Source organism: Bacillus kalamii (assembly GCF_047238185.1).
Classification (GTDB): domain Bacteria; phylum Bacillota; class Bacilli; order Bacillales; family DSM-1321; genus Bacillus_AD.
Genome location: NZ_JBDFMI010000001.1, coordinates 915357 through 939829, shown reverse-complemented (window position 1 = coordinate 939829; position 24473 = coordinate 915357). Strand labels below are relative to the sequence as shown.

General features: G+C 42.8%; 21 protein-coding genes and 1 pseudogene. 2 read left to right on the top strand and 20 right to left on the bottom strand.

Going from position 1 to position 24473, the window contains the following annotated elements:
• Window positions 1–138: 138 nt before the first annotated feature.
• From buk to ABC357_RS04715, 4 genes are all read right to left on the bottom strand, one after another.
• Complete coding sequence (buk, locus tag ABC357_RS04730; RefSeq protein ID WP_412886392.1) at window positions 139–1221, bottom strand: butyrate kinase; 1083 nt, start codon at window positions 1219–1221, stop codon at window positions 139–141.
• A gap of 138 nt (window positions 1222–1359) precedes the next feature.
• The gene (gene bcd / locus ABC357_RS04725) at window positions 1360–2457 is read right to left on the bottom strand and encodes a branched-chain amino acid dehydrogenase (protein ID WP_412886391.1); all 1098 of its coding nucleotides are present in this window, start codon (window positions 2455–2457) and stop codon (window positions 1360–1362) included.
• A 43-nt stretch (window positions 2458–2500) separates the two neighbouring features.
• Window positions 2501–3406 carry a phosphate butyryltransferase gene (yqiS, locus tag ABC357_RS04720; RefSeq protein WP_412886390.1) on the bottom strand — a complete coding sequence of 302 codons (906 nt, stop codon included), beginning with the start codon at window positions 3404–3406 and terminating at the stop codon, window positions 2501–2503.
• A gap of 171 nt (window positions 3407–3577) precedes the next feature.
• Window positions 3578–5650, bottom strand: coding sequence for a sigma 54-interacting transcriptional regulator (locus ABC357_RS04715; protein WP_412886389.1), 2073 nt, complete (start codon window positions 5648–5650; stop codon window positions 3578–3580).
• Window positions 5651–5841: 191 nt separating this feature from the next.
• Here ABC357_RS04715 and ABC357_RS04710 point away from each other — a divergent pair, with 191 nt between their 5' ends.
• Entirely contained in the window at window positions 5842–6087 is a 246-nt protein-coding gene (locus ABC357_RS04710; protein WP_412886388.1) for a DUF2627 domain-containing protein, read from the top strand.
• A 48-nt stretch (window positions 6088–6135) separates the two neighbouring features.
• On the opposite strand, the gene ABC357_RS04705 is transcribed toward ABC357_RS04710, so the two are convergent.
• Together ABC357_RS04705 and ABC357_RS04700 are read right to left on the bottom strand one after the other, a co-directional pair.
• Complete coding sequence (locus tag ABC357_RS04705) at window positions 6136–6864, bottom strand: glycerophosphodiester phosphodiesterase (RefSeq protein WP_412886387.1); 729 nt, start codon at window positions 6862–6864, stop codon at window positions 6136–6138.
• 93 nt (window positions 6865–6957) lie between these two features.
• Window positions 6958–7728, bottom strand: coding sequence for a (2Fe-2S)-binding protein (locus ABC357_RS04700; RefSeq protein WP_412886386.1), 771 nt, complete (start codon window positions 7726–7728; stop codon window positions 6958–6960).
• Between the two features lie 595 nt (window positions 7729–8323).
• Here ABC357_RS04700 and chrA point away from each other — a divergent pair.
• Window positions 8324–9529 (top strand): chromate efflux transporter, encoded by a 1206-nt coding sequence (chrA, locus tag ABC357_RS04695; RefSeq protein WP_412886385.1) that lies wholly within the window; start codon window positions 8324–8326, stop codon window positions 9527–9529.
• A 258-nt stretch (window positions 9530–9787) separates the two neighbouring features.
• Here the strand turns inward: chrA and spo0A are convergent, their stop codons facing one another.
• The 14 genes and pseudogenes from spo0A to accB form a co-directional block, all read right to left on the bottom strand.
• Window positions 9788–10582 carry a sporulation transcription factor Spo0A gene (spo0A, locus tag ABC357_RS04690; protein WP_412886384.1) on the bottom strand — a complete coding sequence of 265 codons (795 nt, stop codon included), beginning with the start codon at window positions 10580–10582 and terminating at the stop codon, window positions 9788–9790.
• Window positions 10583–10836: 254 nt separating this feature from the next.
• The gene (gene spoIVB, locus ABC357_RS04685; protein ID WP_412886383.1) at window positions 10837–12135 is read right to left on the bottom strand and encodes a SpoIVB peptidase; all 1299 of its coding nucleotides are present in this window, start codon (window positions 12133–12135) and stop codon (window positions 10837–10839) included.
• A gap of 122 nt (window positions 12136–12257) precedes the next feature.
• Window positions 12258–13970: a DNA repair protein RecN gene (gene recN / locus ABC357_RS04680; protein ID WP_412886382.1), complete on the bottom strand. Its 1713-nt coding sequence runs from the start codon at window positions 13968–13970 to the stop codon at window positions 12258–12260.
• A gap of 20 nt (window positions 13971–13990) precedes the next feature.
• Window positions 13991–14440, bottom strand: coding sequence for a transcriptional regulator AhrC/ArgR (gene ahrC, locus ABC357_RS04675; protein ID WP_412886381.1), 450 nt, complete (start codon window positions 14438–14440; stop codon window positions 13991–13993).
• 337 nt (window positions 14441–14777) lie between these two features.
• Window positions 14778–15605 carry a TlyA family RNA methyltransferase gene (locus tag ABC357_RS04670; protein ID WP_412888577.1) on the bottom strand — a complete coding sequence of 276 codons (828 nt, stop codon included), beginning with the start codon at window positions 15603–15605 and terminating at the stop codon, window positions 14778–14780.
• Window positions 15603–17500: pseudogene (gene dxs, locus ABC357_RS04665) on the bottom strand (1-deoxy-D-xylulose-5-phosphate synthase); the annotation flags it as partial. The pseudogene dxs and the gene ABC357_RS04670, both read right to left, overlap by 3 nt.
• A 224-nt stretch (window positions 17501–17724) precedes the next feature.
• The gene (locus tag ABC357_RS04660) at window positions 17725–18618 is read right to left on the bottom strand and encodes a polyprenyl synthetase family protein (RefSeq protein WP_412886380.1); all 894 of its coding nucleotides are present in this window, start codon (window positions 18616–18618) and stop codon (window positions 17725–17727) included.
• A 6-nt stretch (window positions 18619–18624) separates the two neighbouring features.
• Window positions 18625–18858, bottom strand: coding sequence for an exodeoxyribonuclease VII small subunit (xseB, locus tag ABC357_RS04655; RefSeq protein ID WP_412886379.1), 234 nt, complete (start codon window positions 18856–18858; stop codon window positions 18625–18627).
• Window positions 18851–20206, bottom strand: coding sequence for an exodeoxyribonuclease VII large subunit (gene xseA / locus ABC357_RS04650; RefSeq protein ID WP_412886378.1), 1356 nt, complete (start codon window positions 20204–20206; stop codon window positions 18851–18853). The genes xseB and xseA overlap by 8 nt, the downstream gene beginning before the upstream one ends.
• A 156-nt stretch (window positions 20207–20362) precedes the next feature.
• Window positions 20363–21220 (bottom strand): bifunctional methylenetetrahydrofolate dehydrogenase/methenyltetrahydrofolate cyclohydrolase FolD, encoded by an 858-nt coding sequence (gene folD / locus ABC357_RS04645; RefSeq protein WP_412886377.1) that lies wholly within the window; start codon window positions 21218–21220, stop codon window positions 20363–20365.
• A 33-nt stretch (window positions 21221–21253) separates the two neighbouring features.
• Window positions 21254–21646, bottom strand: coding sequence for a transcription antitermination factor NusB (gene nusB / locus ABC357_RS04640; protein ID WP_412886376.1), 393 nt, complete (start codon window positions 21644–21646; stop codon window positions 21254–21256).
• A 457-nt stretch (window positions 21647–22103) separates the two neighbouring features.
• Window positions 22104–22514 carry an Asp23/Gls24 family envelope stress response protein gene (locus ABC357_RS04635; protein WP_412886375.1) on the bottom strand — a complete coding sequence of 137 codons (411 nt, stop codon included), beginning with the start codon at window positions 22512–22514 and terminating at the stop codon, window positions 22104–22106.
• Window positions 22515–22538: 24 nt separating this feature from the next.
• A complete protein-coding gene (accC, locus tag ABC357_RS04630; protein WP_412886374.1) occupies window positions 22539–23894 on the bottom strand; it encodes an acetyl-CoA carboxylase biotin carboxylase subunit in 1356 nt (451 codons plus the stop codon).
• A gap of 13 nt (window positions 23895–23907) precedes the next feature.
• Window positions 23908–24423, bottom strand: coding sequence for an acetyl-CoA carboxylase biotin carboxyl carrier protein (gene accB, locus ABC357_RS04625; protein ID WP_412886373.1), 516 nt, complete (start codon window positions 24421–24423; stop codon window positions 23908–23910).
• Window positions 24424–24473: the final 50 nt, after the last annotated feature.

The window sequence follows — 24473 nt, the reverse complement described above, 5'->3', positions numbered from 1 at the left end:
GGATATATGGTTTCCCATGCAGTACAGGCAGTTTAGGCACATCATTCTTTGGACCCAAAGAAACAAATGTGCCTGAGCTGCCTGAACGTGCACTTCTATAATTCTACCTAAAAAATCGCTTTGTGAAAAACTATTCAATCATTTTTTGTATATTTTCGCTTTTTCGGATCCGGATAATACCCGGATAGCCCCTTCTGCCAACGCTTGAAGTTCATTCTCCCCCGGATGGACGATGACGTCGGCAATCCAACTGATACGGGAGGAAATATCTTCAGTGAAGCTTTTGCCATAGGCAAGCCCCCCTGTCAGGATGATGGCATCAATATTCCCTTCCAGCACGGCTGCGGCCGCCCCGATTTCCTTAGCGACCTGATAAGCCATGGCGGAATAGATCAGCTTTGCCTTTTCATCGCCATTATTGATCATTTTTTCCACTTTCACGGCATCATTGGTTCCAAGGTATCCGACCATGCCTCCCTGCCCGACCAGCTGTTTCATTATTTCTTCACGGAAAAAGTCGCCTGAAAAGCATAGCCGGACCAAATCTCCTGCTGGGACTGTGCCAGCACGCTCTGGGCTGAAAGGGCCATCCCCATTCAATCCATTGTTTACGTCAATGACTCGGCCATTTTTATGGACCCCGACCGTAATACCGCCGCCCATATGGACAACAATCAACCGAAGGTCTTCATATGCCTTCCCCATTTTTTCAGCTTCCCTGCGGGCAACCGCTTTTTGGTTTAACGCATGAAAAATGCTTTTTCTCTCAATTGAGGCAAAGCCAGAAATCCTGGCAATCGGCTGCAGTTCATCCACGACTACCGGATCTACAATGAAGGCGGGAATATTTAAACCAGTGGCAATTTCATAGGCAATGATTCCTCCAAGATTAGAGGCATGCTGCCCGTTGTATCCTGCCTTCAAATCCTGTAGCATCAAATCATTCACCCCGTAAGTGCCGCCTTCAATCGGACGCAGCAACCCGCCCCTTCCGCATACAGCACTTAATTTTGATATGTTTATCCCTTCTTCATGAAGCGCTTCTAGAATGGTCTGCTTTCTGAATTCATATTGGGATATGATGCTTTCAAATGCATTTATTTCACTGGTTTCATGGCGTATAGTCTTTTCCAGGACAGCGTATTCACCATCGAACACACCTATTTTGGTGGATGTGGAGCCTGGATTGATTACTAAAACCCGATGTTTTTCTCCTTGCAACTGATAAACCTCCGTTTAATCGTACAGCTAAATGAGATGATTTAACTGTGCGTAGTAATGATTGTGCTGCGTTCCTGGAATGCATCTATATATATTCCGCTGACAATTAAGATGGCAGGTCTACCCTTACAGCCATTATTACTTTTTCATATTGAGTATACTTTTTGGATTTTGCAAAAATTGACTGCGTGAGTTTCGCATTCTTTCAATTCTTTCTTCAACCATGCGATCGGCAGCAACATATGTCGGTACACCATCGCGTTTTGCGATGTTAATGACCTTCTCAATGCTCTGGTAAACGCCCTCTACCTTTTTCATGGCACGCTCACGGTTATAACCGTATAGCTCATCGGCTACATTGATGACACCGCCTGCGTTTATCACATAGTCAGGGGCATATAGGATGCCCATTTCATGGATCAGGTCGCCGTGCTTCGGATCTTTCAATTGATTATTAGCGGCTCCTGCAATAACCTTGGCTTTTAGATGAGGAATGGTTTCATCATTAATGACGGCTCCTAATGCGCAAGGTGCATAAATATCACAATTGACCGAGTAGATTTTTTCCGGATCTACAGCTTTTGCGCCAAAATCATCGACCGCACGCTTAACCGCATCTTTATGGATATCCGTAACGATGATGGAAGCACCTTCTTCATGCAAGTATTTGCATAGATTATATGCTACGTTACCTACACCTTGAATAGCAATAACTTTTCCTTCCAGCGAGTCGGAACCGAATGCTTCCATGGCAGCTGCTTTCATGCCTCGATAGACGCCGTAAGCGGTCACAGGCGATGGATTGCCTGAAGAGCCGAATGCAGGTGAAATGCCTGTTACGAAATCGGTTTCCTCATGGATCAAATCCATATCAGCCACGGTTGTGCCCACATCTTCAGCTGTAATATAACGTCCATTCAATCCTTGGATGAATCTGCCGAAAGCCCGGAACATTTCTTCATTTTTGTCCTTGCGTGAATCACCGATAATGACCGTTTTGCCCCCGCCAAGATTTAATCCTGCCGCCGCATTTTTATATGTCATTCCTTTTGCAAGTCTCAAAGCGTCTTCAATCGCTTCATCTTCACTTTTATAGGACCACATGCGCGTACCGCCCAATGCAGGTCCAAGTGTTGTATCATGGATTGCGACAATCGCTTTCAACCCTGATTGTTCATCCTGGCAAAAAAGAAGTTGTTCATAATCATATTTCTCCATATATTTAAAGACTTCCATGTGTAATTCCTCCCTGTTCCCTATCTGTTCTTTGTATATTTTCTTACTTGGTTGAGCAAACAACTGCCATCGCCAACGAATAAAGCTTTGTTTCGGCACTGTCCGCCCTTGATGTCAAAACAATCGGCGCTTTTGCACCGGCAATAACGGCTGCAGCCTTGGCGCCTGCAAAATAAACTAATGACTTATACAGGACATTGCCTGCTTCAATAGCTGGGACGATGAGGATATCTGCTTTTCCCGCAACTTCTCCCTTGATCCCTTTATGTTCCGCCGCATGTCCGGAAATACTGATATCCAGCGCAAGCGGCCCTTCTACCACACTGTCTGCCCATCTTCCGTCCCTATTCATGGCAGTAAGCGCTTCAGCATCCAGTGTTGCCGGCATGGCTGGATTTACGGTTTCTACTGCAGCAAGGCAAGCTACCTTGGGCCTTAAAACCCCAAGGGACTTAACAGTTCTCACACTGTTCGTAATAATGTCTGCTTTTTGCTCGAGGGTAGGCGCGATATTCATCGCCGCATCACTGACAAATATCAGCCGTTCATATCCTGGCACCTCGAACGCTGCAATATGGGATAGGACGCCATCTCCCCGCAGCCCGTATTCCTTATTCAGCACTGCCTTCAAAATGACTGCTGTAGGAACATTCCCTTTCATGAGGACATGGGCCGTTTGATCATGGACCGATTTTACCGCTTGCCGAGCCGCTTCTTCTGCTGACTCGCAATGGAAAATAGCGACAGATTCGGTTTCAAGCCAAGAAGGGTCCAATTCCTTCATATAGTTCTGGATTTCACTCTGATTCCCGTATAGGCGGAAATCAGCAATATGTAGTTCTACAGCATGCTTAACCGCTTCCAAAACATCCATATCCCCAGCGGCAGCAACAGCAACAGTCGTCTTTTCTTTTTGGGCAGCCTGCTTCAATAGTTGTTGTAAGTTCATTGTATTTCAACCCTTCTTTTCCACGTTGACACCTTTATTATATGCAAATGCCATGCCAACTTTAAATATATCCAAAAAAACGATGTATTACATTCTAATATCAACAAATAGTACACACTTTGCGGAAAAAAACTTCAATGGATGCATGCAAAATTTTTCATACCATGAAATTTATTGCATGCTATTTTCTTCAATATGCCATTTTTCCATCTTGTAATATAAAGTACGGACAGATATCCCCAAGCTCTTGGCAGTAGCTGTCTTATTTCCTTCATGTTTGGCCAAGGCTTCTTCAATCAAGTCTTTTTCATACCTTTCTAGCTTTTCCTGTAAGGTGCCGGCTTCAGCAGACTCCGCCTTATTGGGGCGAAGCGATTTTGCGCCTGCTCCCATGTGCATGAAGTCAGGGATATGGCGCAACCCAATTTCCGTTTCATTATAAGCCATAAAAATGATGGCTCTCCCTAAAATGTTCTCCAGTTCACGCACATTTCCCGGAAAAGGATACGCTTCCATCTTTTCCAGCACTCCATTTGAGATTCCTTCTACATTTCGCCCATACTCCTGGTTCAGCTTCCTCAATAAATAGTCAATCAATAAAGGAAGGTCGCCTTTTCTTTGACGTAAAGCAGGAATAAAAATAGGCATCCTGTTCAGGCGGTAATAGAGGTCTTCCCTGAATTGCCCGTTCATGATCGCCTTTTCCAGATTGACATTTGTAGCAGCAATGACGCGGACATTTAAAGGAACCGGCTTGGTTCCTCCGACCCGGACAATTTCATTTTCCTGAAGGAAACGCAATAATTTCACTTGAATCTGAAGACTGATTTCTCCGATTTCATCCAGAAAAATACTGCCATTGTTCGCTTCTTCCAGCAGCCCTATTTTCCCGCCGCGTTTAGCTCCCGAAAACGCCCCCTCTTCATATCCGAACAGCTCGCTTTCCAGTAGCGGTTCAGACAGGGCTGCACAATTGACCCGAATGAATTTATTGAATTTCCGGTCGCTTTCATTGTGGATGGCATGTGCAAATAATTCTTTCCCGGTTCCTGACTCTCCTCTCAGGAGAACAGTCGCCGGTGTGCGTGCACTTAACTTCCCTTGTTCAATGGCAAGGAGCATTTCCTGCGATTGGCCGATTATATCGTCAAACGTATACTTAGCCTCCAGTGTCCTGATAATCTGCCTTGCACGGTGCAGTTCCTGGGTCAATTCCTGTATTTCCGACATATCATGTATAACACCGACACTTCCCTTAAGCTTCCCATCCACAATAATCGGCGCTACATTTACGATTACTTCTTTTCTGAAAGGGCCTACGAGCATCTTTACACCTCTTACAGGCCTGCGTGTTTTTAAGACTTTCATATGCATGCTTTCGCCCTCATAAATATCGGTGTTTGCCGGTTTATTGATTACCTCTTCCTCGCTCAAGCCGGTAATCCGTGAATATGCCCTATTGATCATAATGCCCCTGCCCTCTTCATCCACAACGGATATAGCATCATCGCTTGATTGGATAATGGCTTCCAGCATTGTTTGGATCTCTTTCATATCCGTTATTTCTTCGGCCAGGCTGACCACTTCGCTTATATCCTTAAAAACAGCGAAAGCACCTATCACCGATTGTTCCTCATTCATCATTGGAAAACGGGTTGTGATGATTTTCAGGCCATTTTCCAATATTTGCTCCCTATTGGATTCGATTTTTCCTGATTTAATTACCTCCGGCAGTCGGCTATTATGGATAACCTCACTAACCGGTCTGCCCATTGCCTCCTCCCGCTTCTTTCCGATCATTTTTTCAGCGCTGCGGTTAAACAGGTTGATGATATTATTTCTATCGATCCCAACCATTCCTTCATCCGTAGAGTTAAATATGAGGTTTCGTCGATGGGATTCTTTTTTGAGTGTTTCAATTAATCCTTCTTTTTCCTCCAACAGCTTCGATAATACATGGGCAACCGTACCCGGAATCAAGACTGTGCGTTTCCCTTTAGAAGTCCTTATTTCTTCGTATGTAGCTTCATCGCCTGTTACGTCGATGATGATATCGAAAGTGCTGTCCAGCAACAATTCCCACTTCTGGCCATTGGAAATGCCCAATTGATCAGCGAGAATCATTCCCTGTGCAGTAGGATTCAAGTCGACCACTGCCCCAACCTGCAGAAAATCGATTTCTAGCAATAATTTCAATATAGCTGTACCGCCTTTTCCCGCACCGACAATCATTACTTTTTGCATAATTGCACTCTTCCTTTCCCAGCTGTTTCGTACCAATATACACACTACGCTCAGGCAGCCTGCAAATTCATGCATAGTTACCGTGCAATTTTTTTCACGCTTCTCCTATATAGTACGATAAATGGAGACTATTGACAAATTTTCATAATATTCTATTCTACAAGTAAGGGTTTAAAAAAGGGGATGCGTATATGGTAAGATTTCTGGCATTTTTAATTTTATTTATTCCAGGGGTTTTCGCTGCAATCGGGATAAAATTAATGAGGGATATGGTGTTCGGACTGTTGAAAACGCCTTTCCCTTCACTCACCATCCAATTCATCTGCGGATTCATCTTCATGGTCGCAGGAGTGGGATTTATAGCTGGCTTTATTCTCCACCGCGACCGAAAAAGAAGCAAGGTGCAAAAAAGGTTCAGCACAAGAAGAAATGTTTGATCCACTTTCTGTTAAAACAAAATAAGCGGTTGGCATCATGCCTTCCGCTTATTTTTTATTCCGCAGCTCAACCGCTTTTTTTGGATAATCCGTAATAAAGGCCGTACATCCGATTGCAAACAACGATTCCATTTTTTGCGGATCATTGATCGTGTATGGGCGTACCGCCATTCCTTCTTTCATTGATTCGATAATGATCGGGTCAGGTGCTGCCTTTATAGACGGATGCAATCCTTTTGCACCGATCGCTTTTCCATACACCCATGGCATATAGAGGCCATCCCTGTACAAAGGGGCTGTTTCAATTTCAGGAGCTAACCGGTAACAGTACACCAAGCTGTAATGATTGAAGGAAGACAGGATTACACGATCTTGCATACCATATTCCCGTATGAGTGAGATCACTCTTTCCTCCATGCCCGGATAAAGAAACACACCATTTTTCAATTCGATATTAAGCAATAATCCAGTTGGCTTCAAAAGACCCATTACATGTTCCAGCGTCGGAATTTTATGCCCTACATCCTTTTTATATGTATACGAGGCATTCAATGTAAGAATTTCTTCCAAGGTCAAATCCTTCACATAACCCGTGCCGTCTGTTGTTCGATCTACTTTTTCATCATGGATCACTGCTAACTGGCCATCTCTCGTCAATTGCACATCCAGTTCGATTCCATCGGCTCCGACTGAAATCGCTTCCTCGAACGAGGCCATCGTATTTTCCGGCTGTGTTCCTGCCGAACCTCTATGCGCAAAAATAAGTGTCTGTTTCATCCTTACCTCCCTGATCCGTATACTTTGGCAAAAGCATTTATTCTCACTGTATGATATATATGAAATCAGGCACCTATTTCATGCCTTGTTAACTTATAATGATTTGTGCATTTCCTCCCTGATCCTTTTGCGGGCTTCGTCTGTTAAAGCCGGGCAATTATAGCACTTCTGGCCATTCTTCCGTTTATCATACATGCAGCATGACGAGCGCAGCATCATTCGTTCACCATCCACTAATGGGTGGGGGATATAAACAGGGGCATGCACAAACGGATTAGCGTCTCTCTTAAAGCAAGCTCCCGGAAGGCCCTTTAGCTGGTTAGCACCGTTAATGAAGGCTTGTTTAACACTATCTTTGAAATCACCTTGCAGGAATGCCTGCTCAAGCATGGACATCCTTGCTCCGTATTGGTTATAGACCAAGCTTGTCCTGACACCCGCCATGCTACAAATCATCTCAATAGGTTCTGCTATATGGGTTTCCAGTTGCTTGGACAAGTCCTCTTGCAGTGAGGCATTTCTCCAGCATAGCCGATTGATTTTCAATGCCAAATAAGGCATTTGTTTATTATATAAAGCAATTTGCAACGAATAGTGCTTCAAATCCATTGAAAGCGAGGAAGGCCCATGGCAAGCGGATGTATATAAATGGGCACCGCATAAGCCGAAAAGAGATAGCCCTAAGACTGAAACCGGCAATAAGGGACTCGTAGCTTCGTATGCCTGTTCAAGTTCTGCCATTATCCGCCGCAGTGTTTGCGGATCTGTAAGCTCCAAGGCAGGCGCTTCAAATAGAACATCCGTTTCACCTTCCAGTGAAACGGAACAATATTGTTTTAGAAAAGAAAAATCAATTACTGTCATAGGGACATGCTCCTTATTGTCTGCAACTATAGTATCACCGTATTATAGTATAGTTTACCATACCGTTTCACGATTTTTTTGACATATGGGAGCAATCCCCTGGCATTAACAGGCGGTTTTATCGGAGTTGGTTTCGGCACAGGTCCGCTGTTTCCCTCACAAATCCTTTAAACGCTTCAGGCTCTTCAATAAATGGGTTATGATTGTTTTCATGGAATGCAAACCATCTTGCAGATGGGATCAATTCAGCGATTTCCTCTGAAAAAAAGTATGGGCATTGAGCATCATGAATGCCACAGTAAATAAAGCCAGGAACCGTTACATTCACAAGCGCAGAGATTATTATCCATCCTCATTCCGTTCGTATTTTCGGTTACCCTTTTTTAGATAAAGCAATTAAGACATAATCTTTCCTTTACTACCAATAAAACAAATTGTAAATGTTTTGTAAATGCTGAATAAACACATAGACGAACGATTTATAACCATAGTAATATCATTTGTTGAGAGTGTTTCCGTAGAGGATGAGTCTTACGTAAAGAAAAGAAAGACAAAAAACATCTTATTAACTGATTAATGAGAAGGGAGAACATAAGTGAAAATAGATACAGTCAAAAGAAAGAGGAATAGCACTGAGCACTCTTTAATAGACATTTTATTGGTTTCGATGAAATTAGGATTTGTTTCATTTGGCGGACCAGTTGCACATTTAGGATATTTTCATGAAGAATATATCAGAAGAAGAAAATGGATGGATGAAAAAAGGTATGCTGACTTAGTAGCTCTTTGTCAATTTTTACCTGGTCCTGCTAGTAGTCAAGTCGGTATCGGAATAGGAGTATTCCGGGGAGGAATAGTAGGCGGTATAGTGTCATTTTTAGGATTTACAATGCCGTCAGTGATTGCCCTTATTCTATTCGCATTGATCCTTCAAGGACTTAATATTGATAACGCTGGATGGATACATGGTTTAAAATTGGCGGCAGTGGCAATCGTTGCTCATGCTATTATTGGGATGGCCCAAACGTTAACACCTGATATACAAAGAAAAACAATAGCATTATTAGCATTAATTTTAACCTTGTTATGGCAAACCGTATTTACTCAAGTGGGAGTAATTTTACTTTCTGCATTTATTGGTTACCTTCTATATAATCAAAACAAAGAAACTATCCACTCTAAAGCCCAATTTCCTATTACTAAAAAAGGAGGAGTCATTTGCTTATCCTTATTCTTTGGATTACTTTTCCTTTTGCCTATTGTAAGAGAGGTTACAGGCAGTCCATGGGTTGCTCTGTTTGATAGTTTCTATCGCTCGGGATCGCTTGTATTCGGAGGAGGACATGTAGTATTGCCCTTACTCGAAAATGAATTTGTACCAACTGGATTACTTAGTCAAGAGGCATTTCTTGCTGGATATGGAGCAACCCAAGCTGTTCCAGGACCCTTATTTTCATTTTCCGCTTATTTAGGAACAGCCATGTATGGTTGGATAGGAGGCTTGACAGCTACAATCGCAATATTCTTACCTGCTTTCCTTTTAATTATTGGCACACTGCCATTTTGGGACAGTCTTCGTAGAAATCCTCAAATCAATGGCGCGTTATTAGGAGTAAATGCTGCAGTAGTAGGGATATTAATATCTGCATTTTATCATCCTATATGGACTAGTGCCATTATTGAACCCATCGATTTTGCTTTTGGTGCAGTTTTATTTAGTATGATCGTGTATTGGAAGTTACCTCCTTGGATGATCGTTATGACAGGAGCGATTGGCGGTTCACTTCTATCTCTAATTTAATTGATTGGTTTTTGAACATCAGATTTTCTGCCAATTATCAATACATTAAAAAAAGGAGCCTTTTTGATATAACAGTCAATAGCGCTCTATCCTTTTTAGACAACAAAAAAAGCACCAATGAACTGATTTAGTTCGTTGGTACTTCCTCAACAAATTCGTCGGTTTATTATAGACGTTTCAGCGTACTTTTCTAAAAGTGCGTTGTTTTTTTCACAAAGTCTCATGAATCCTTGTCGTTACAAGGATTCCCTAGCCCTTTCAAGAAGCCTTATGTTCAAGTCTTAGCTTATCAGCGACCATCGCGATGAACTCTGAATTGGTAGGCTTTGCTTTCGACATGGAGACGGTATAGCCGAATAAAGAAGAGATGCTTTCAATGTTCCCGCGACTCCAGGCAACCTCAATGGTATGGCGGATGGCGCGTTCCACACGGCTTGCTGTCGTATTGTATTTTTTGGCGATATCAGGATACAGCACTTTCGTAATCGACCCCAACAGCTCAATGTCGTTATAAACCATTGAAATCGCTTCTCTTAAATACAGATAACCCTTAATATGGGCAGGGACGCCGATTTCATGGATAATGCTTGTAATGCTTGCATCCAAATTTTTCGGTTTTTGCTCATATGAACTGCGATAATTGGAATTCGAAGGGTTTTTATGGGCGGCAGGAGATGATTGGCCGCTGACTTGACGGATGGTGCCGCCTAATTGTTCCATATCGAACGGTTTAAGGATAAAATAACTCGCTCCCAGTTCAACTGCTTTCTTCGTGACATCCTCTTGTCCGAATGCAGTCAGCATAATGACATTCGGCATATTGCTTCTGCTTCCGTCACGCACTTTCTCCAACACGGCCAATCCATCAAGATGAGGCATGATGATATCAAGCAAAAGTACATCTGGATGTACGGTTTCAAGCATTTTCAAGCATTCTTGTCCATTGTATGCTACTCCTGACACTTCCATATCTTCCTGAGAAGAAATATAATCGTCGAGAAGACGAACTAATTCTCTATTATCATCTACAATACAAACTTTGACTTTCTTCACCCGGTTTTCCTCCTTGTTCCAATTGCAGTTCTATTGACTTCTTCTCAATTGAATTTCGACAATAGCAAAAAGAATCCCTTTTGTTTTTTTTATTTAATTCGCCTATTCTTCATAAATGTGATTATTCTTTTATATCCTTGTTTTTTCGACTATATTTGCACCATCTACATATTGTTTTCAATATTTGAATATTATAACACAGATTAGAGGATGTGTATTTTTTATATAAAAAAGCAAGGCTGGGTCCAGCCTTGCTAACTTGCTTTCCTTCCGGAGTGGTTTTTCTTATATATATCAATTCCGGCTTCATGGAGCATCCATTCTATATGGACACCGTATCCGCTGGTCGGATCATTGACAAACACGTGGGTTACAGCGCCGATGAGTTTCCCATCCTGGATAATAGGGCTTCCGCTCATGCCTTGGACAATCCCGCCGGTTTTCTTCAATAGCCTTTTATCAGTGACCTTTAATACCATTCCCTTAATGGCAGGAAATTTTTGAGGGATCGTACTTAGAATTTCAATATCAAATTTCTCCACCTTGGTCCCATCCACTACAGTAAGAATCTGGGCTGGACCTTCCTTTACCTGGTGGGAAAGAGTAATGGGGATCGCTTTATCCATCATTCCATTTGGAACCTCGTTTTTTAGCGAGCCAAAAATGCCAAAAGGGCTATTGCGTTTAATCGTACCAATAATTTCATTATTGCTGGAGAATCGCGCTAATTTTTCTCCCGGATCTCCGTTGCTTCCTTTTTCAATCGAAGTAACAGTTGATGAAACCACTTGGCCATCTTTTACAACAATCGGTTTTTTCGTATCAGAATCCGAAATAACGTGGCCGAGAGCTCCGTATTTTTTGGAGTCAGGATGGTAAAATGTAAGCGTACCGATTCCTGCTGCCGAATCACGGATATACAGGCCGAGCTTAAAAATTTGTTCATTTTTATCCTTCATAGGGGTCAGCTTTGTGTTGATGGTTTCGTTTTCTCTCTTAAGAACCAAATCCATCGGTTTTCCTTCTTCACCCGATTCTTGGACGTACTGTGATACTTCGGACATTTTTTTGATGGCATGCCCGTTTATTTCCGTGATTATATCTCCAACTTTAACGCCGGCCACTTCTCCCGGCGAATTTTTTCCATTAGTTGTCTGAATTAAATGATGGCCGACGACCAGGACTCCGACAGTATTCAGTTTAACCCCTATGGATTGCCCTCCAGGGATTACTTTAAAATCATCAACTATTTCTACATCTACTTTTTTGACAGGAAACCCCGCTACATCCAACAGTAGCTGATTGGAGCCTGCCTTCTGTCCATCCAACATGATGGAATGACTATTTTCTTGCATAGACAAGTTCCCTTTACTGGCCAGGGATGCACTGACCGGGAATGCCCGCGGTATTTCTATAGATTGGCCTTCAAATAGGGTGATTTTTTTAGGAATATCGACATACTGCTGAAAGGGTTTGCTAATGCTTATACTTATAAACGAAACAAGGAGGATTGTGCCTATAATCAGTCTGATTGCGCTCCACTTCAATAACATCACTCTCCTCGTTTCAATTCCTTTTTCGTTAAATGGCTACATGTTTAATGTTGCCTTAGATAGAGGCATTTATAACATTTGCCTAAAATAAAAGCTATCCTTAATTGGATAGCTTTACATTCTTATGTTCCCTTTAGTTTTTCAGCCTGGAGCAATAATTCTTCAGCATGGTTTTTAGTAATGCTTGTTATTTCCACTCCCGATATCATCCGGGCAATTTCTTTAACCTTATCATCATAATTCAGTGGGTGAAGGCTTGTTCTCGTCCTGCCATCCACTGTTTGCTTAACGATAAATAAGTGGGTATCAGCCATGGCAGCAACCTGTGGGAGATGCGATATGCAAAGCACCTGCGAATCGACAGAAACCCGGTAAATCTTTTCTGCGATGGCCTGCGCCACCCTGCCGCTTACACCTGTATCAACTTCATCAAAAATAATGGATGTAATACCACTATGCTTGGAAAAGATATTTTTGAGTGCCAGCATAATTCGGGAGAGTTCACCGCCGGAAGCCGTTTTAGCCAGAGGCTTAAGCGGCTCGCCCGGATTCGTGCTGATATAGAACTCGATTTCATCCATGCCATTCTTTTTGATATCGCGCGAAGAAATATCCGTCCCTAAAACCGGTTTCTGCAAAAATTCGACTTCAAAGACTGTTTTCTCCATATACAGCTCTTTCAATTCCTTCATAATATCCTCTGTAAGGGCTGATGCATATGTTTGCCGGATGTTTGATACATTTAGAGCTTCCACTACGAGGTCCTTCTTAAGGCTGTCCAATTGAGCCTCCAATTTGGCCAAATGGGTCTCCCTATTTTGAAGAGCCTCTATTTCCGCTTCGATATCCGCGTAATACTCAAGAATTTCCTCGATCGTTTTTCCGTATTTGCGTTTTAAAACATTCAATTCATTCAATCTGCTTTCGATCAAGTTCAATCTTTCAGGATCATACTCCAGCATTTCGAAGGAACTCCTTAAAGAAATCGATGTTTCCTCCAATAAATAATAACTGGAAGAAATGGTTTCTGACAATTTCTTCACGTCTTCATCCAACTCACTGAGATCATCCATATTGTTCATGGCTACAGAAAGCCAATCCAATGCCTTTTGGTCTCCACGCAGCGCTTGGTAGGCAGATTGAAGTCCTTCATAAATCTTTTCGAAATTATTTATTTTTTTCTTTTCTTCCGTCAATTCTTCATCTTCATGCAGAATTAAATTGGCATTTTGGATTTCATTATATTGGAAATTCAAAAAATCAAGCCGATGGACCGTTTCACGCTCGTCTTTATTCAAACTGTCGAACTGCTTTTGGACAGTCATATACTGTTCATATACATTCCCATATTCATCCAAGGCTTGTTGGACTTCTTCCCCGCCAAACTGATCCAATAATGGCAAGTGAAAATGGGGGTCCATTAATTCCTGGTGTTCATGCTGGCCGTGCACGTCAATCAATGTACTGCCAATTTCCCTCAGGATGCCGATTGTAACCATCTTTCCATTTATGCGGCAAACGCTTTTCCCGTTTTGCGAAATATCTCTTCTTAATATGATGGTACCTTCGGATACATCTATTCCCAGTTGCTGAGACTTTTCATAAATGGGATGGTCATCATCGTTAACGACAAACATGCCTTCCAGTTCAGCTTTTGCTTCTCCATGACGGACAAATTCAGAGGATCCTCTTCCGCCGGAAATCAGGTTGATCGCATCAATAATAATACTTTTCCCTGCACCTGTTTCCCCGGTTAGCACAGTAAGGCCGCTATTGAACGAAACAGTCAACTCCTCGATTATGGCGAAATTTTTAATGGAAAGCTCAACTAACAATGATAATCACCCTTCTCCCTTTATAGCATATCTAAAAATCGCTTCTTAATCTTATCTGTATCTTCTACTGTTCTGCAAATGATCAGGCAGGTATCATCGCCACATATTGTACCCATAATTTCCGTCCAATCAAGATTATCAAGCAGGACACCTACTGCATGCGCATTGCCAGGCAATGTTTTCATGACGACCAGATGGCTGGTCGAGTCGATTCTGACAAACGCATCCATCAATGTCCTTTTCAGTTTCTGAAGAGGATTGAAGCGTTGGTCAGCCGGAAGACTGTATTTATATTTTCCATCTGTTAATGGAACTTTAACAAGATGCAATTCCTTAATGTCTCTAGAAATAGTTGCTTGTGTTACATGAAAACCGGCATTCTTTAATTCATCCACTAAGTCATCCTGGGTTTCAACATCATTTTGTGCAATAATTTCACGTATCTTAATATGGCGCTGTCCTTTATTCATAAATACACCTCTGTCGCTTCTGCAATTTGGCTTATTCAAACATGCAACTATGAATAAGACTTCTATATCTCAAATCATAGACCATTTTATATGGCTTGTACATGTTTTACTACTAAAAATGTGTATAAAAATATAAATTCTATGTATATCTTGGTAAGTAATATGCATCCTATTTACTTTATACATATATTAATTTTGATGTGTAAAGTTTGAAAAAGCATTACTGCAAAGGACTTCCAATGCCATTATACCAGGATAATTCCGACAGTTTTTTTCTGTACAACTGTATTCAACATGCATAAAATCCCCTATAGCTGACGCATTAGGGGATTTTTGATTACTTTTTTTTCAGTTGTGCATGAGCTTGTACGACAATGTCTTCCGGGCTGACGGAAGAATGATTGGCACCCCGATCTTTCTCGCCTTCCCAGTATAGATGGATCAGGAATTCAATATTGCCGTCTCCTCCTGTAATGGGAGAAAAGGTCAGTGCCATGCAGTCGTAGCCTAGGTTAAGGGAAAATTCCACAATGTCCTCTATTACTTGCTTATGGACATTTGGATCTCTGACAATCCCTTTTTTGCCAACCTGCTCCTTGCCTGCTTCAAATTGCGGTTTAATCAATGCCGCCACATGGCTGCCCGGCACAAGCAAAGTCTTCAATACAGGCAATATAAGTTTCAAGGAAATGAATGAAACATCGATGCTGGCGAAATTAGGCATTTCACCTTCAAGATCAGCTGGCGTCACATAGCGGAAATTGGTCCGTTCCATGACCACTACCCGTTCATCCTGCCTTAATTTCCAAGCCAGCTGATTATAGCCGACATCCAGCGCGTATGACATCTTTACACCGTTTTGAAGGCCGCAATCTGTAAATCCTCCTGTCGAAGACCCAATATCGAGCATGACGCAGTCCTTCAGATCCAACCCGAAAGATTGGATGGCTTTTTCAAGCTTCAAACCGCCACGGGACACATACGGCATCACTTTGCCTTTTATAGTCAGTATGGTATCGGCAGGTATTTTTTCACCTGGTTTATCGAGACGTTCTTCATTGGCATATACAAGCCCCGCCATAACGGCACGTTTTGCTTTTTCTCTCGTTTCCGCTAATCCTTGTTCTACAAGCAATACATCTATTCGTTCTTTATTTATTTTCATACTTATGCCCTTTTTTGTTTTTGAGGTGTTATTTTCTTGATGTTACTAACAGCCTGGTCAGCCGTCAATGAAATTTCTTCCAACAGCTTATCCACATTGCCGTGCTCTATGAAATGATCCGGGATGCCCATTCGATCTATTACCGCTGACTGGTAGCCATGATCATGCGCAAATTCAAGGACTGCACTTCCGAATCCTCCTTGAAGGATTGCTTCTTCAATCGTCAATATCGGCATATTCATTTTCAGTAAATCATGCAGCATCGCTTCATCCATTGGCTTTATGAATCTTGCATTCACAACGCGGACTGAAATACCCTGCTTCTCCAGCGTTTCTGCTGCTTCAAGCGCCATCGGAATTGTTGTCCCGAACGTAAGTATGGCAGCATCATGGCCAGGGCGCAGCACTTCCCAGCTCCCGATAGGGATTGATTTTAATTCTTCATCCATCTTAACGCCAAGGCCGTTGCCTCTCGGATAACGCATCGCAATTGGACCATCATTATAGTCAATCGCTGTATTAACCATATGCTGTCCTTCATTTTCATCCTTCGGCATCATTAATACCATATTCGGTAAACTGCGGAGGAAAGAAATATCAAAGACACCCTGATGGGTTTCACCATCTGCACCTACTAGGCCCGCACGGTCTATGCCGATGAATACATTCAGGTTCGGACGGCAAATATCATGGACTACCTGATCATAAGCCCTTTGCAGGAACGTTGAGTAAATCGCAAGGAACGGCTTCATTTTCTGTGTAGCCAAGCCGGCTGCAACGGTTGCCGCATGCTGTTCGGCTATGCCGACATCGAACATCCGGTCCGGAAACTCAGACGCAAATCCCTCCAATTTGGAGCCTACAGGCATTGCCGGAGTAATGGCGACTATCCGTTCATCTGTGCGGGCAAGCCGGCGAACCGTCTCACTGACTAAAGAACTCCAAGCCGGCGCTTTGCTGACAGCCTTGATTATAGTTCCTGTATCGATTTTATATGGGCCGGTCCCATGCCAGGTTCCGACTTTATCATGTTCAGCAGGCGTGAAGCCTTTTCCTTTTTTCGTAAGCACATGCAGTAGGACAGGACCTTTGGTTTTCTTTGCATACCGGATATTTTCCAATAAGGCATCGTAATTATGTCCGTCTACAGGCCCCAGGTAAGTAAAGCCAAGTTCTTCAAAAAAGACACCGGAAACAAGCAAATATTTCAGGCTATCTTTTACTCTTTCAGCAGTTGAGGCCAATTTCCCTCCGACTGCCGGTATTTTCTTCAGCAAATACTCAAGTTCATCTTTTGCACGGTTATACTTTCCGGCCGTACGCAGTTGGGCCAGTACATTGTGGAGCGCACCGACATTCGGGGCGATCGACATTTCATTGTCATTTAACACAACGATCATATCTTTCTTTTCATGGCCGATATGGTTCAATGCTTCCAATGCCATTCCGCCAGTCAAAGCGCCGTCTCCAATGATCGGAACAATATGGCTTTTTTCTTTACGCAAATCGCGTGCAATCGCCATCCCCATAGCTGCAGAAAGGGAAGTTGAACTGTGCCCTGTTTCCCAGACATCATGTTCGCTTTCCGCCATTTTAGGAAAACCGCATAAGCCCTTGTATTGTCTAAGCGTATCAAATTGGCCGGCTCTGCCGGTCAGAATTTTATGGACATATGATTGGTGGCCTACATCCCAAAGGAATTTATCCTGAGGGCTGTTAAATTCCCTATGCAGCGCAATGGTCAATTCCACTACGCCCAGGTTAGGGCCGATATGTCCTCCCGTGACTGATAATTTTTGAATAAGAAATTCCCTGATTTCTTGGCTCAGAGATTCCAATTCCTGTTTATTCAAGTTTTTTAAAAAGGAAGGGTCCTTTATCGCTAGAAGATCCAACAGGATCACTCACTTTCTATCGGATTCGTCCGTTGATTTCTTTACAAAAAGCCGTTAACACTCATGTGATAACGGCTTGCTTTTTCTGATCATCACCAGTAGTAAAACGATTTTCCATCCTATTTCCATGCGTTTTCATAACGCTTCCAAGAGTCATTGTATTATACGTCAATATACCATAAATCCATCTTCACTACAAATTCAGTAGCTTAGAAAATAGGAGATTACTTATTTCTATATGCCACAAGCTTGGTAATATCGAACAGATAGCCCTCCATCATATCAAGCTTTCCTAAAACGGATATTGCTTGTTGGATTTCCTCCTGAAGCTTAGCCTTGGCTCCCTCTAAAGTCAACAAGGCCGGATATGTATTCTTTCCATTCGTTACATCACTTCCGACAGGTTTGCCTATTTCTTCTTCGCTGCCCTCAATATCAAGGATGTCATCACGGATTTGAAAAGCAAGGCCCAAATGATGCGAAAATCTTTCCAGCTCTTTCTTTTCATCGGTGGTGGCACCGCCAAGAATGGCACCGGCTAAAACGCTGGCAGTCAAAAGGCGGCCGGTTTTATGCTCATGGATATACTCCAACTCTTCTAGCGAAACAGCTTTCCCTTCGGCTTCCATATCGGCAGTTTGTCCGCCTACCATGCCTTCTGCCCCAGCACAAGAAGAGATAACCGCAATCAACTCAAGCAATTGTTCTGGTTTAACATCTTTATATACCTTTTCAGTAAGCAATGTAAAGCTATACGTCAGAAGAGCGTCACCCGCAAGGATTGCATTTGCTTCGCCGAAGACGATATGGTTTGTCGGCTTCCCTCTTCTCGTATCATCATTGTCCATACTGGGCAGGTCATCATGGATTAGCGAATAGGTATGGATCATTTCAATCGCACAAGCAGCCTTCATACCGATGTCCATATTTCCCCTGAAAGCATCCAGCACCGCAAACACAAGTAACGGCCGGATTCTTTTGCCTCCTGCCCTTAACGAATAACTCATCGCTCCTTTTAATACGGATGGTGCATGAATTCGCTCGACTTCCTGAAGCAAAGCGTGCTCCACTTTTTCTTTTTGCTGTTGCATAAACTGATCGAACGGAAGTTTATTCATCGGTGACTACTCCTCCTCTTTCAATTGAAACGGCTTGAGTTCACCATTCTCATCGACAATTTGGACGAGTTGTTCCTGTGCAGACTGCAATTTGCCGTTGCAGATTTTCGAAAGATCAATGCCCCTTTTATAAATATTAATTGCCTCTTCTAAGGGTACATCCCCTTCTTCAAGCAGTTCAACGATGTGTTCCAACTGCTCCATTGCTTCCTCAAATGAAATTTCATCCTTCTTAGCCATTAAATTCACTCTCCTTCAAATCTTTTACTTCACAGATCATTTGCCCGTCCTTCAGGACAACTTTTATAGAGTCGCCTTGTTTAACCTGCGTCTTGCTCTTTATGACATGTTCCTCTTTATTAAAAGCTATGCTGTAACCTCTTTCCATGATATTCAATGGACTGAGTACCTGGAGCTTGCTTACCGAGCCTCTGAAGGCCTGGTCTTTGGCATGGATGGTTGATTTCATGGCTCTATACATCCTTCGGCTGAACATATTCAACCGTTCTCTTTGTTCTTCTAATTGCTGGTTAGGATGGAACATGCCTATTCTTTTGACAGCTCTTTGAAGCTGGTCATCTTTTTTGCTGAAGTATCGCTGGCTCTCCTTTTGCAGCCTTTCAAATAGGTGGTCCAATTGTTCCGCCTTCTGCTGGTACATTTTCTCAGGATAGCGGAAGGCATATGATTGAACCAATCTTTGCAATAACATTTTTCTTTGCTGAACAATATGCGAAAGGAGAGTGCTCAATTTGGAGACATGCGCATCGAGCGCTCTTTTCAACTCCAATATATTTGGAACAGCCAATTCAGCAGCAGCTGTCGGCGTGGCCGCACGTACATCCGCGACAAAATCGGCGATGGTCGTATCTGTTTCATGGCCCACTGCCGAAATGATGGGAATACGGGAATCATAAATGGCCCGGGCCGTCTTTTCTTCATTGAATGCCCATAGCTCTTCGATGGACCCCCCTCCCCGTCCTACAATCAGCACGTCTATTTCTTCATTTTCATTTGCCCTTCGAATGCTGTCCACAATGGAGTCAGGTGCATTCGGCCCCTGTACAAGAGCAGGGTACAAGAGTACCTTCCCCATTGGATAACGCCGTTTTAACGTAATGATAATGTCCCGCACAGCAGCGCCTGTTGGTGAAGTGATCACACCGATGGTCGATGGATGATGGGGGAGAGGCTTTTTGTGTGCAGGGGAAAAATACCCTTCTTTCTCAAGCCTTTCCTTCAATTGCTGAAACGCAATAAAAAGGTCACCGACTCCATCCGGATGCATCTCACGAACATATACCTGATAATTGCCGCTCTGTTCAAAAACAGACACCTCGCCGCGCACAATCACTTTCATCCCATTTTCCGGCACGAAGCGAAGAGAAGCGTTGCTTTTGGCAAACATAATCGCAGAAAGGCGGGCCTTGTCATCCTTCAGCGTAAAGTACATATGGCCGCTGGAATGCCGCTTATAATTCGATATCTCACCTTTGATGTATATATCTCGAAGATGGGGATCATAATCAAATTTCCGCTTGATATATTTAGTTAAAGCTGTCACGGTTATATATTTTTCAATCGACATATAAATCCCCTTCTTAACACTTGTTTACGATTCCTTTATTTTTCGGTATTTTTATGTAAACGATTATTGCAACAAAAAAACTGTCATATTGCTATTATAAACAAAATGACAGCTTTCTTTAAGTGTTTATTCTTTTAGAGCGGCACCCTTCAACTATTATAGGATGGAATGAATCATTTTGGCAGCCTTAACTGTATTGTACATAAGCATTGTGATGGTCATAGGGCCGACCCCTTTCGGAACAGGGGTAATGTAGGATGCTTTCTCCTTCACCTCAGCGAAAGCGACGTCGCCGCATAACTTTCCCTCATCATTGCGGTTCATGCCTACATCAATGACTACAGCGCCCTGCTTCACATGCTCTGCCTTAATCAAATCCCTTACACCGACTGCCGCAATAAGAATGTCGGCATCTTTCGTATACTTAACCAAGTCTACCGTTTTTGAATGGCAATATGTAACGGTGGCATTTTTGTTTAACAAGAGCTGTCCGACAGGTTTCCCGACGATGTTGCTTCTGCCGACTACCACTGCATGTTTACCTTCGGGATTGCAGCCGATTTCTTCAAGCATGACCATGATCCCAGACGGAGTACAGGGATAAAGTGTATCCTGGCCTGTCAGTAATTTGCCGATATTGACTGGATGAAAACCATCAACATCCTTCTGCGGATCAATAGCATCCAGGACCCGGGTTTCGTCAATATGCCCTGGAAGCGGCAATTGGACCAGAATTCCATGAATATGCTCCGCGTGGTTCAAGGATGTTATGTTCGACAGCAATTCTTCCTCTGTTACTGAATCAGGCAAGGCAATTAATTCAGAGTGCATACCGAGTTCACGGCACGCTTTTTCTTTATTTGCCACATATGTCTTAGATGCCTGATTGTCCCCGACTAGAATAACGGCAAGGCCAGGTGTAATCCCTTTTTCTTTCAGATGCTGCACCTCTGCTGAAATGCCTTCCCGCACCTTCTTCGATATGGCTGTTCCATCAATAATAGTTGCCGTCATACCCATCTCCCTTTCCGAATGTTGCTTCTCTTTTTATAATTGCAGCTGGACTTTAATTTTGGAAAGCACAGCATTCACAAACTTGCCGGATTGGTCGTCACCGTACATTTTGGCGATTTCAATGCCTTCATCCATTACCACATTCACTGGCACTTCAGTCGACTTCAACATTTCAAAAGTGGAAAGGCGCAGTAAATTGCGGTCTATGTTGCCAAGACGCTCGATCGTCCAGTTTTCCAGATTCCCTTTGATAATAGAGTCAATTTTTTCAAGGTTGTCCACTGTTCCTTTAACAAGGAAATCTAAATATTCGTCTCTAGGGGATTCTTCAAGGACAGCCGTAATCGCATCCTCTACATCGCTTTTTGATAAATCTATTTGAAATAGGGCTTGCAAAGCCTTTTCACGCGCAATTCTTCGTTTCATTTTCGTACTCCTTTAGTGCTTTCTTTTTACCTAGCATTTGATTATTTCCCGTAAGAAGAGGCGGAAGCCTCCTGCTTCAAGGCTACCCAAGATGGATGGAAGATATGCCGGAAGCCATCTGCCTCATTCTATCCGAATGGCGAACCTTCCAATAAATGTGGAATTATGCCCACATTTAACAAAGTTTCACTGTTATAGAAAAACTATAGCATAAACGAACATTGAAAGGTAGTGTTTAGAACAATATTAAGAAATTGAATAAATAATCTGTCAATTACAGGGATTTCAGCCTTTTCCTTTCCTTTTTTACACCTCGATTGTGAAACAGGATGGCAGGTTGAGGAAAAAGAATGAAAAAAACCCCTGCTCCGCACTCCTCGGATGAGGCAGAACAGTGGGTTTTATTCCTATATCAAGCCGTATATACATCCCTGATGAATCCGGGCTAAACAGCCAATTACATTTCTTGCATTACTTCAGGTTCTGCTTTGGCATTATCAAAGACAACGCCTACGACATGGATGTTCACTTCTTCAGCTTCTATCGCAGTCATATTTAGCAAAGCCTGGCGGATATTGTCCTGTACTTCCTGCGCCACCTTCGGAATGGAAACGCCGAACTTGACCATACAGTAAATTTCAACCTTTACACCATCTTCGGAAAGTTCTACTTTCACGCCTTTTCCGTGGTTTTTCTTGCCTAATTTCTCGACAACTCCAGTTGCAAAATTGCCTCTCATTTGGGCAATTCCATCTACTTCAGAAGCAGCGATGCCTGCAATCACCTCGATAACCTCAGGTGCGATTTCTACTTTCCCCAAAGAATTGCTGGTTTGTGCCATTTCTAACATATTGTTTTGCTCAACCATTCAAAACACCTCCATTTATACTACTCATTCCTCACTCATAATATGATGAGTTTCGAGGAACTTTGTATTAAAGTTTCCACTTACAAAATCTTCGTTTTGCAGTAATTTTAGGTGAAACGGAATCGTTGTATGAATACCTTCGATTACAAATTCGTTCAATGCTCTTTTCATTCGGTCGATTGCCTCCTGGCGTGTTTTGCCATAGGTAATGACTTTTGCAATCATACTATCATAAAAAGGCGGAATCGTATAGCCGGGATAAGCGGCGGAATCAACTCGGACACCGAGGCCGCCCGGCGGAAGGTACATTTCGATTTTCCCTGCTGAAGGCATAAAGTCCTTATAAGGATTTTCTGCATTCACACGGCATTCAATCGACCATCCGTTAAATTCAACCTCATCTTGAGTTAAACAGAGTTTCTCTCCGGATGCAACACGAATTTGCTCTTTAATTAAGTCAACGCCCGTTACCATCTCAGTAACAGGATGCTCCACTTGGATTCGGGTATTCATTTCCATGAAATAAAATTGCTTTTTATGGTAATCGAAGATAAATTCTACCGTACCAGCACCTGAATAATCAACAGCTAAAGCTGCCTTCACCGCGGCATCGCCCATTTTTAGGCGAAGCTCTTCATCAATGACAGGAGATGGCGTTTCCTCAAGCAATTTTTGCAATCTTCTTTGGATCGAGCAGTCGCGTTCGCCCAAATGGATGGCATTGCCGTGATTATCAGCAAGAACCTGGATTTCAACATGGCGGAAATCTTCAATGTATTTTTCAAGATAGACGCCCGGATTTCCGAACGCAGTCAAAGCTTCCTGCTGGGTTATACGGATGCCCTTGACTAAACTATCTGCATCGCGGGCAACACGGATGCCTTTCCCCCCGCCGCCTGCAGTCGCTTTAATGATGACCGGATAACCGATCTGGCCAGCCAGCTGAAGGGCTTCCTCTTCATCTTTGATGATTCCCTCTGAACCAGGGACAATCGGTACTCCTGCAGCCTTCATCGTTTCACGAGCTACGTCCTTCGTACCCATCTTGTTAATGGCTTCTGGAGAAGGCCCTACAAACGTAATGCTGCACTCTCTGCACAGTTCGGCAAAACTTGCATTTTCAGCCAAGAACCCATACCCAGGGTGAATGCTGTCGCATCCAGTAAGCTTTGCCGTACTGATGATATTCATTGTATTCAGGTAACTGTCTTTTGAGAGAATTGGCCCTATGCAATAGGACTCGTCCGCCAATTGGACATGCAACGCTTCACGGTCGCCCTCTGAATACACAGCAACCGTTTCGATGCCCATTTCTTTACACGCACGGATAATCCGGACAGCAATTTCTCCTCTGTTTGCAATCAATAGCTTTTTAATCATATGCTCCAGCTCCTTATTCGGCTTTTACTAAGAATAATGGCTGACCATACTCTACCAGTTGGCCGTCTTTCACCAGAATCTCAACAATTTCCCCATTAACTTCGGCAGTGATTTCGTTGAAGAGCTTCATTGCTTCCACGATGCAAACGACATCGTCTTCAGATACCTTCGATCCTTTGCTGACAAATGCAGCAGCTTCAGGAGACGAAGAACTATAGAATGTTCCCACCATTGGAGATATGACTTTATGTAGATTTTCGTTTTGCTCTGAAGGAGTCTCATTTGCTGGTGCGGCTGCTTGCGAAGGTGCCTGGCCTTGCGGTTGTTGGGCATTCATCGGTTGAACCGGAGCCGCTGGGGCTGCTGGGATTTCAGCAGGAACTGCTTGTACAACAGGCTGTTGAAAAAACGTCACTTCACTTGATTTTTTCATTTCTATTTTTGTTCCTTCTTGTTCATATACAAATTCTTGAATGCTTGATGCGTCAATTAATTTAATGATTTCTCTAATTTCTTGTACTTTTAACACAGTACGACACCCCATTCCCAATTTTTTATGACTAGCTTCTAATATCATAA

Coding starts and splice junctions, on each gene's coding strand:
- accC (WP_412886374.1), bottom strand. CDS start 23,894: ATGATTAAAAAGCTATTGATTGCAAACAGAGGAGAAATTGCTGTCCGG.
- ABC357_RS04660 (WP_412886380.1), bottom strand. CDS start 18,618: ATGAATAAACTTCCGTTCGATCAGTTTATGCAACAGCAAAAAGAAAAA.
- spoIVB (WP_412886383.1), bottom strand. CDS start 12,135: ATGTTATTGAAGTGGAGCGCAATCAGACTGATTATAGGCACAATCCTC.
- xseB (WP_412886379.1), bottom strand. CDS start 18,858: ATGGCTAAGAAGGATGAAATTTCATTTGAGGAAGCAATGGAGCAGTTG.
- ABC357_RS04700 (WP_412886386.1), bottom strand. CDS start 7,728: ATGACAGTAATTGATTTTTCTTTTCTAAAACAATATTGTTCCGTTTCA.
- ABC357_RS04670 (WP_412888577.1), bottom strand. CDS start 15,605: ATGAAAATAAATAAAGAACGAATAGATGTATTGCTTGTAGAACAAGGA.
- xseA (WP_412886378.1), bottom strand. CDS start 20,206: ATGTCGATTGAAAAATATATAACCGTGACAGCTTTAACTAAATATATC.
- nusB (WP_412886376.1), bottom strand. CDS start 21,646: ATGAAACGAAGAATTGCGCGTGAAAAGGCTTTGCAAGCCCTATTTCAA.
- folD (WP_412886377.1), bottom strand. CDS start 21,220: ATGACGGCAACTATTATTGATGGAACAGCCATATCGAAGAAGGTGCGG.
- ABC357_RS04705 (WP_412886387.1), bottom strand. CDS start 6,864: ATGAAACAGACACTTATTTTTGCGCATAGAGGTTCGGCAGGAACACAG.
- ahrC (WP_412886381.1), bottom strand. CDS start 14,440: ATGAATAAAGGACAGCGCCATATTAAGATACGTGAAATTATTGCACAA.
- ABC357_RS04635 (WP_412886375.1), bottom strand. CDS start 22,514: ATGGTTGAGCAAAACAATATGTTAGAAATGGCACAAACCAGCAATTCT.
- bcd (WP_412886391.1), bottom strand. CDS start 2,457: ATGGAAGTCTTTAAATATATGGAGAAATATGATTATGAACAACTTCTT.
- yqiS (WP_412886390.1), bottom strand. CDS start 3,406: ATGAACTTACAACAACTATTGAAGCAGGCTGCCCAAAAAGAAAAGACG.
- ABC357_RS04715 (WP_412886389.1), bottom strand. CDS start 5,650: ATGCAAAAAGTAATGATTGTCGGTGCGGGAAAAGGCGGTACAGCTATA.
- ABC357_RS04710 (WP_412886388.1), top strand. CDS start 5,842: ATGGTAAGATTTCTGGCATTTTTAATTTTATTTATTCCAGGGGTTTTC.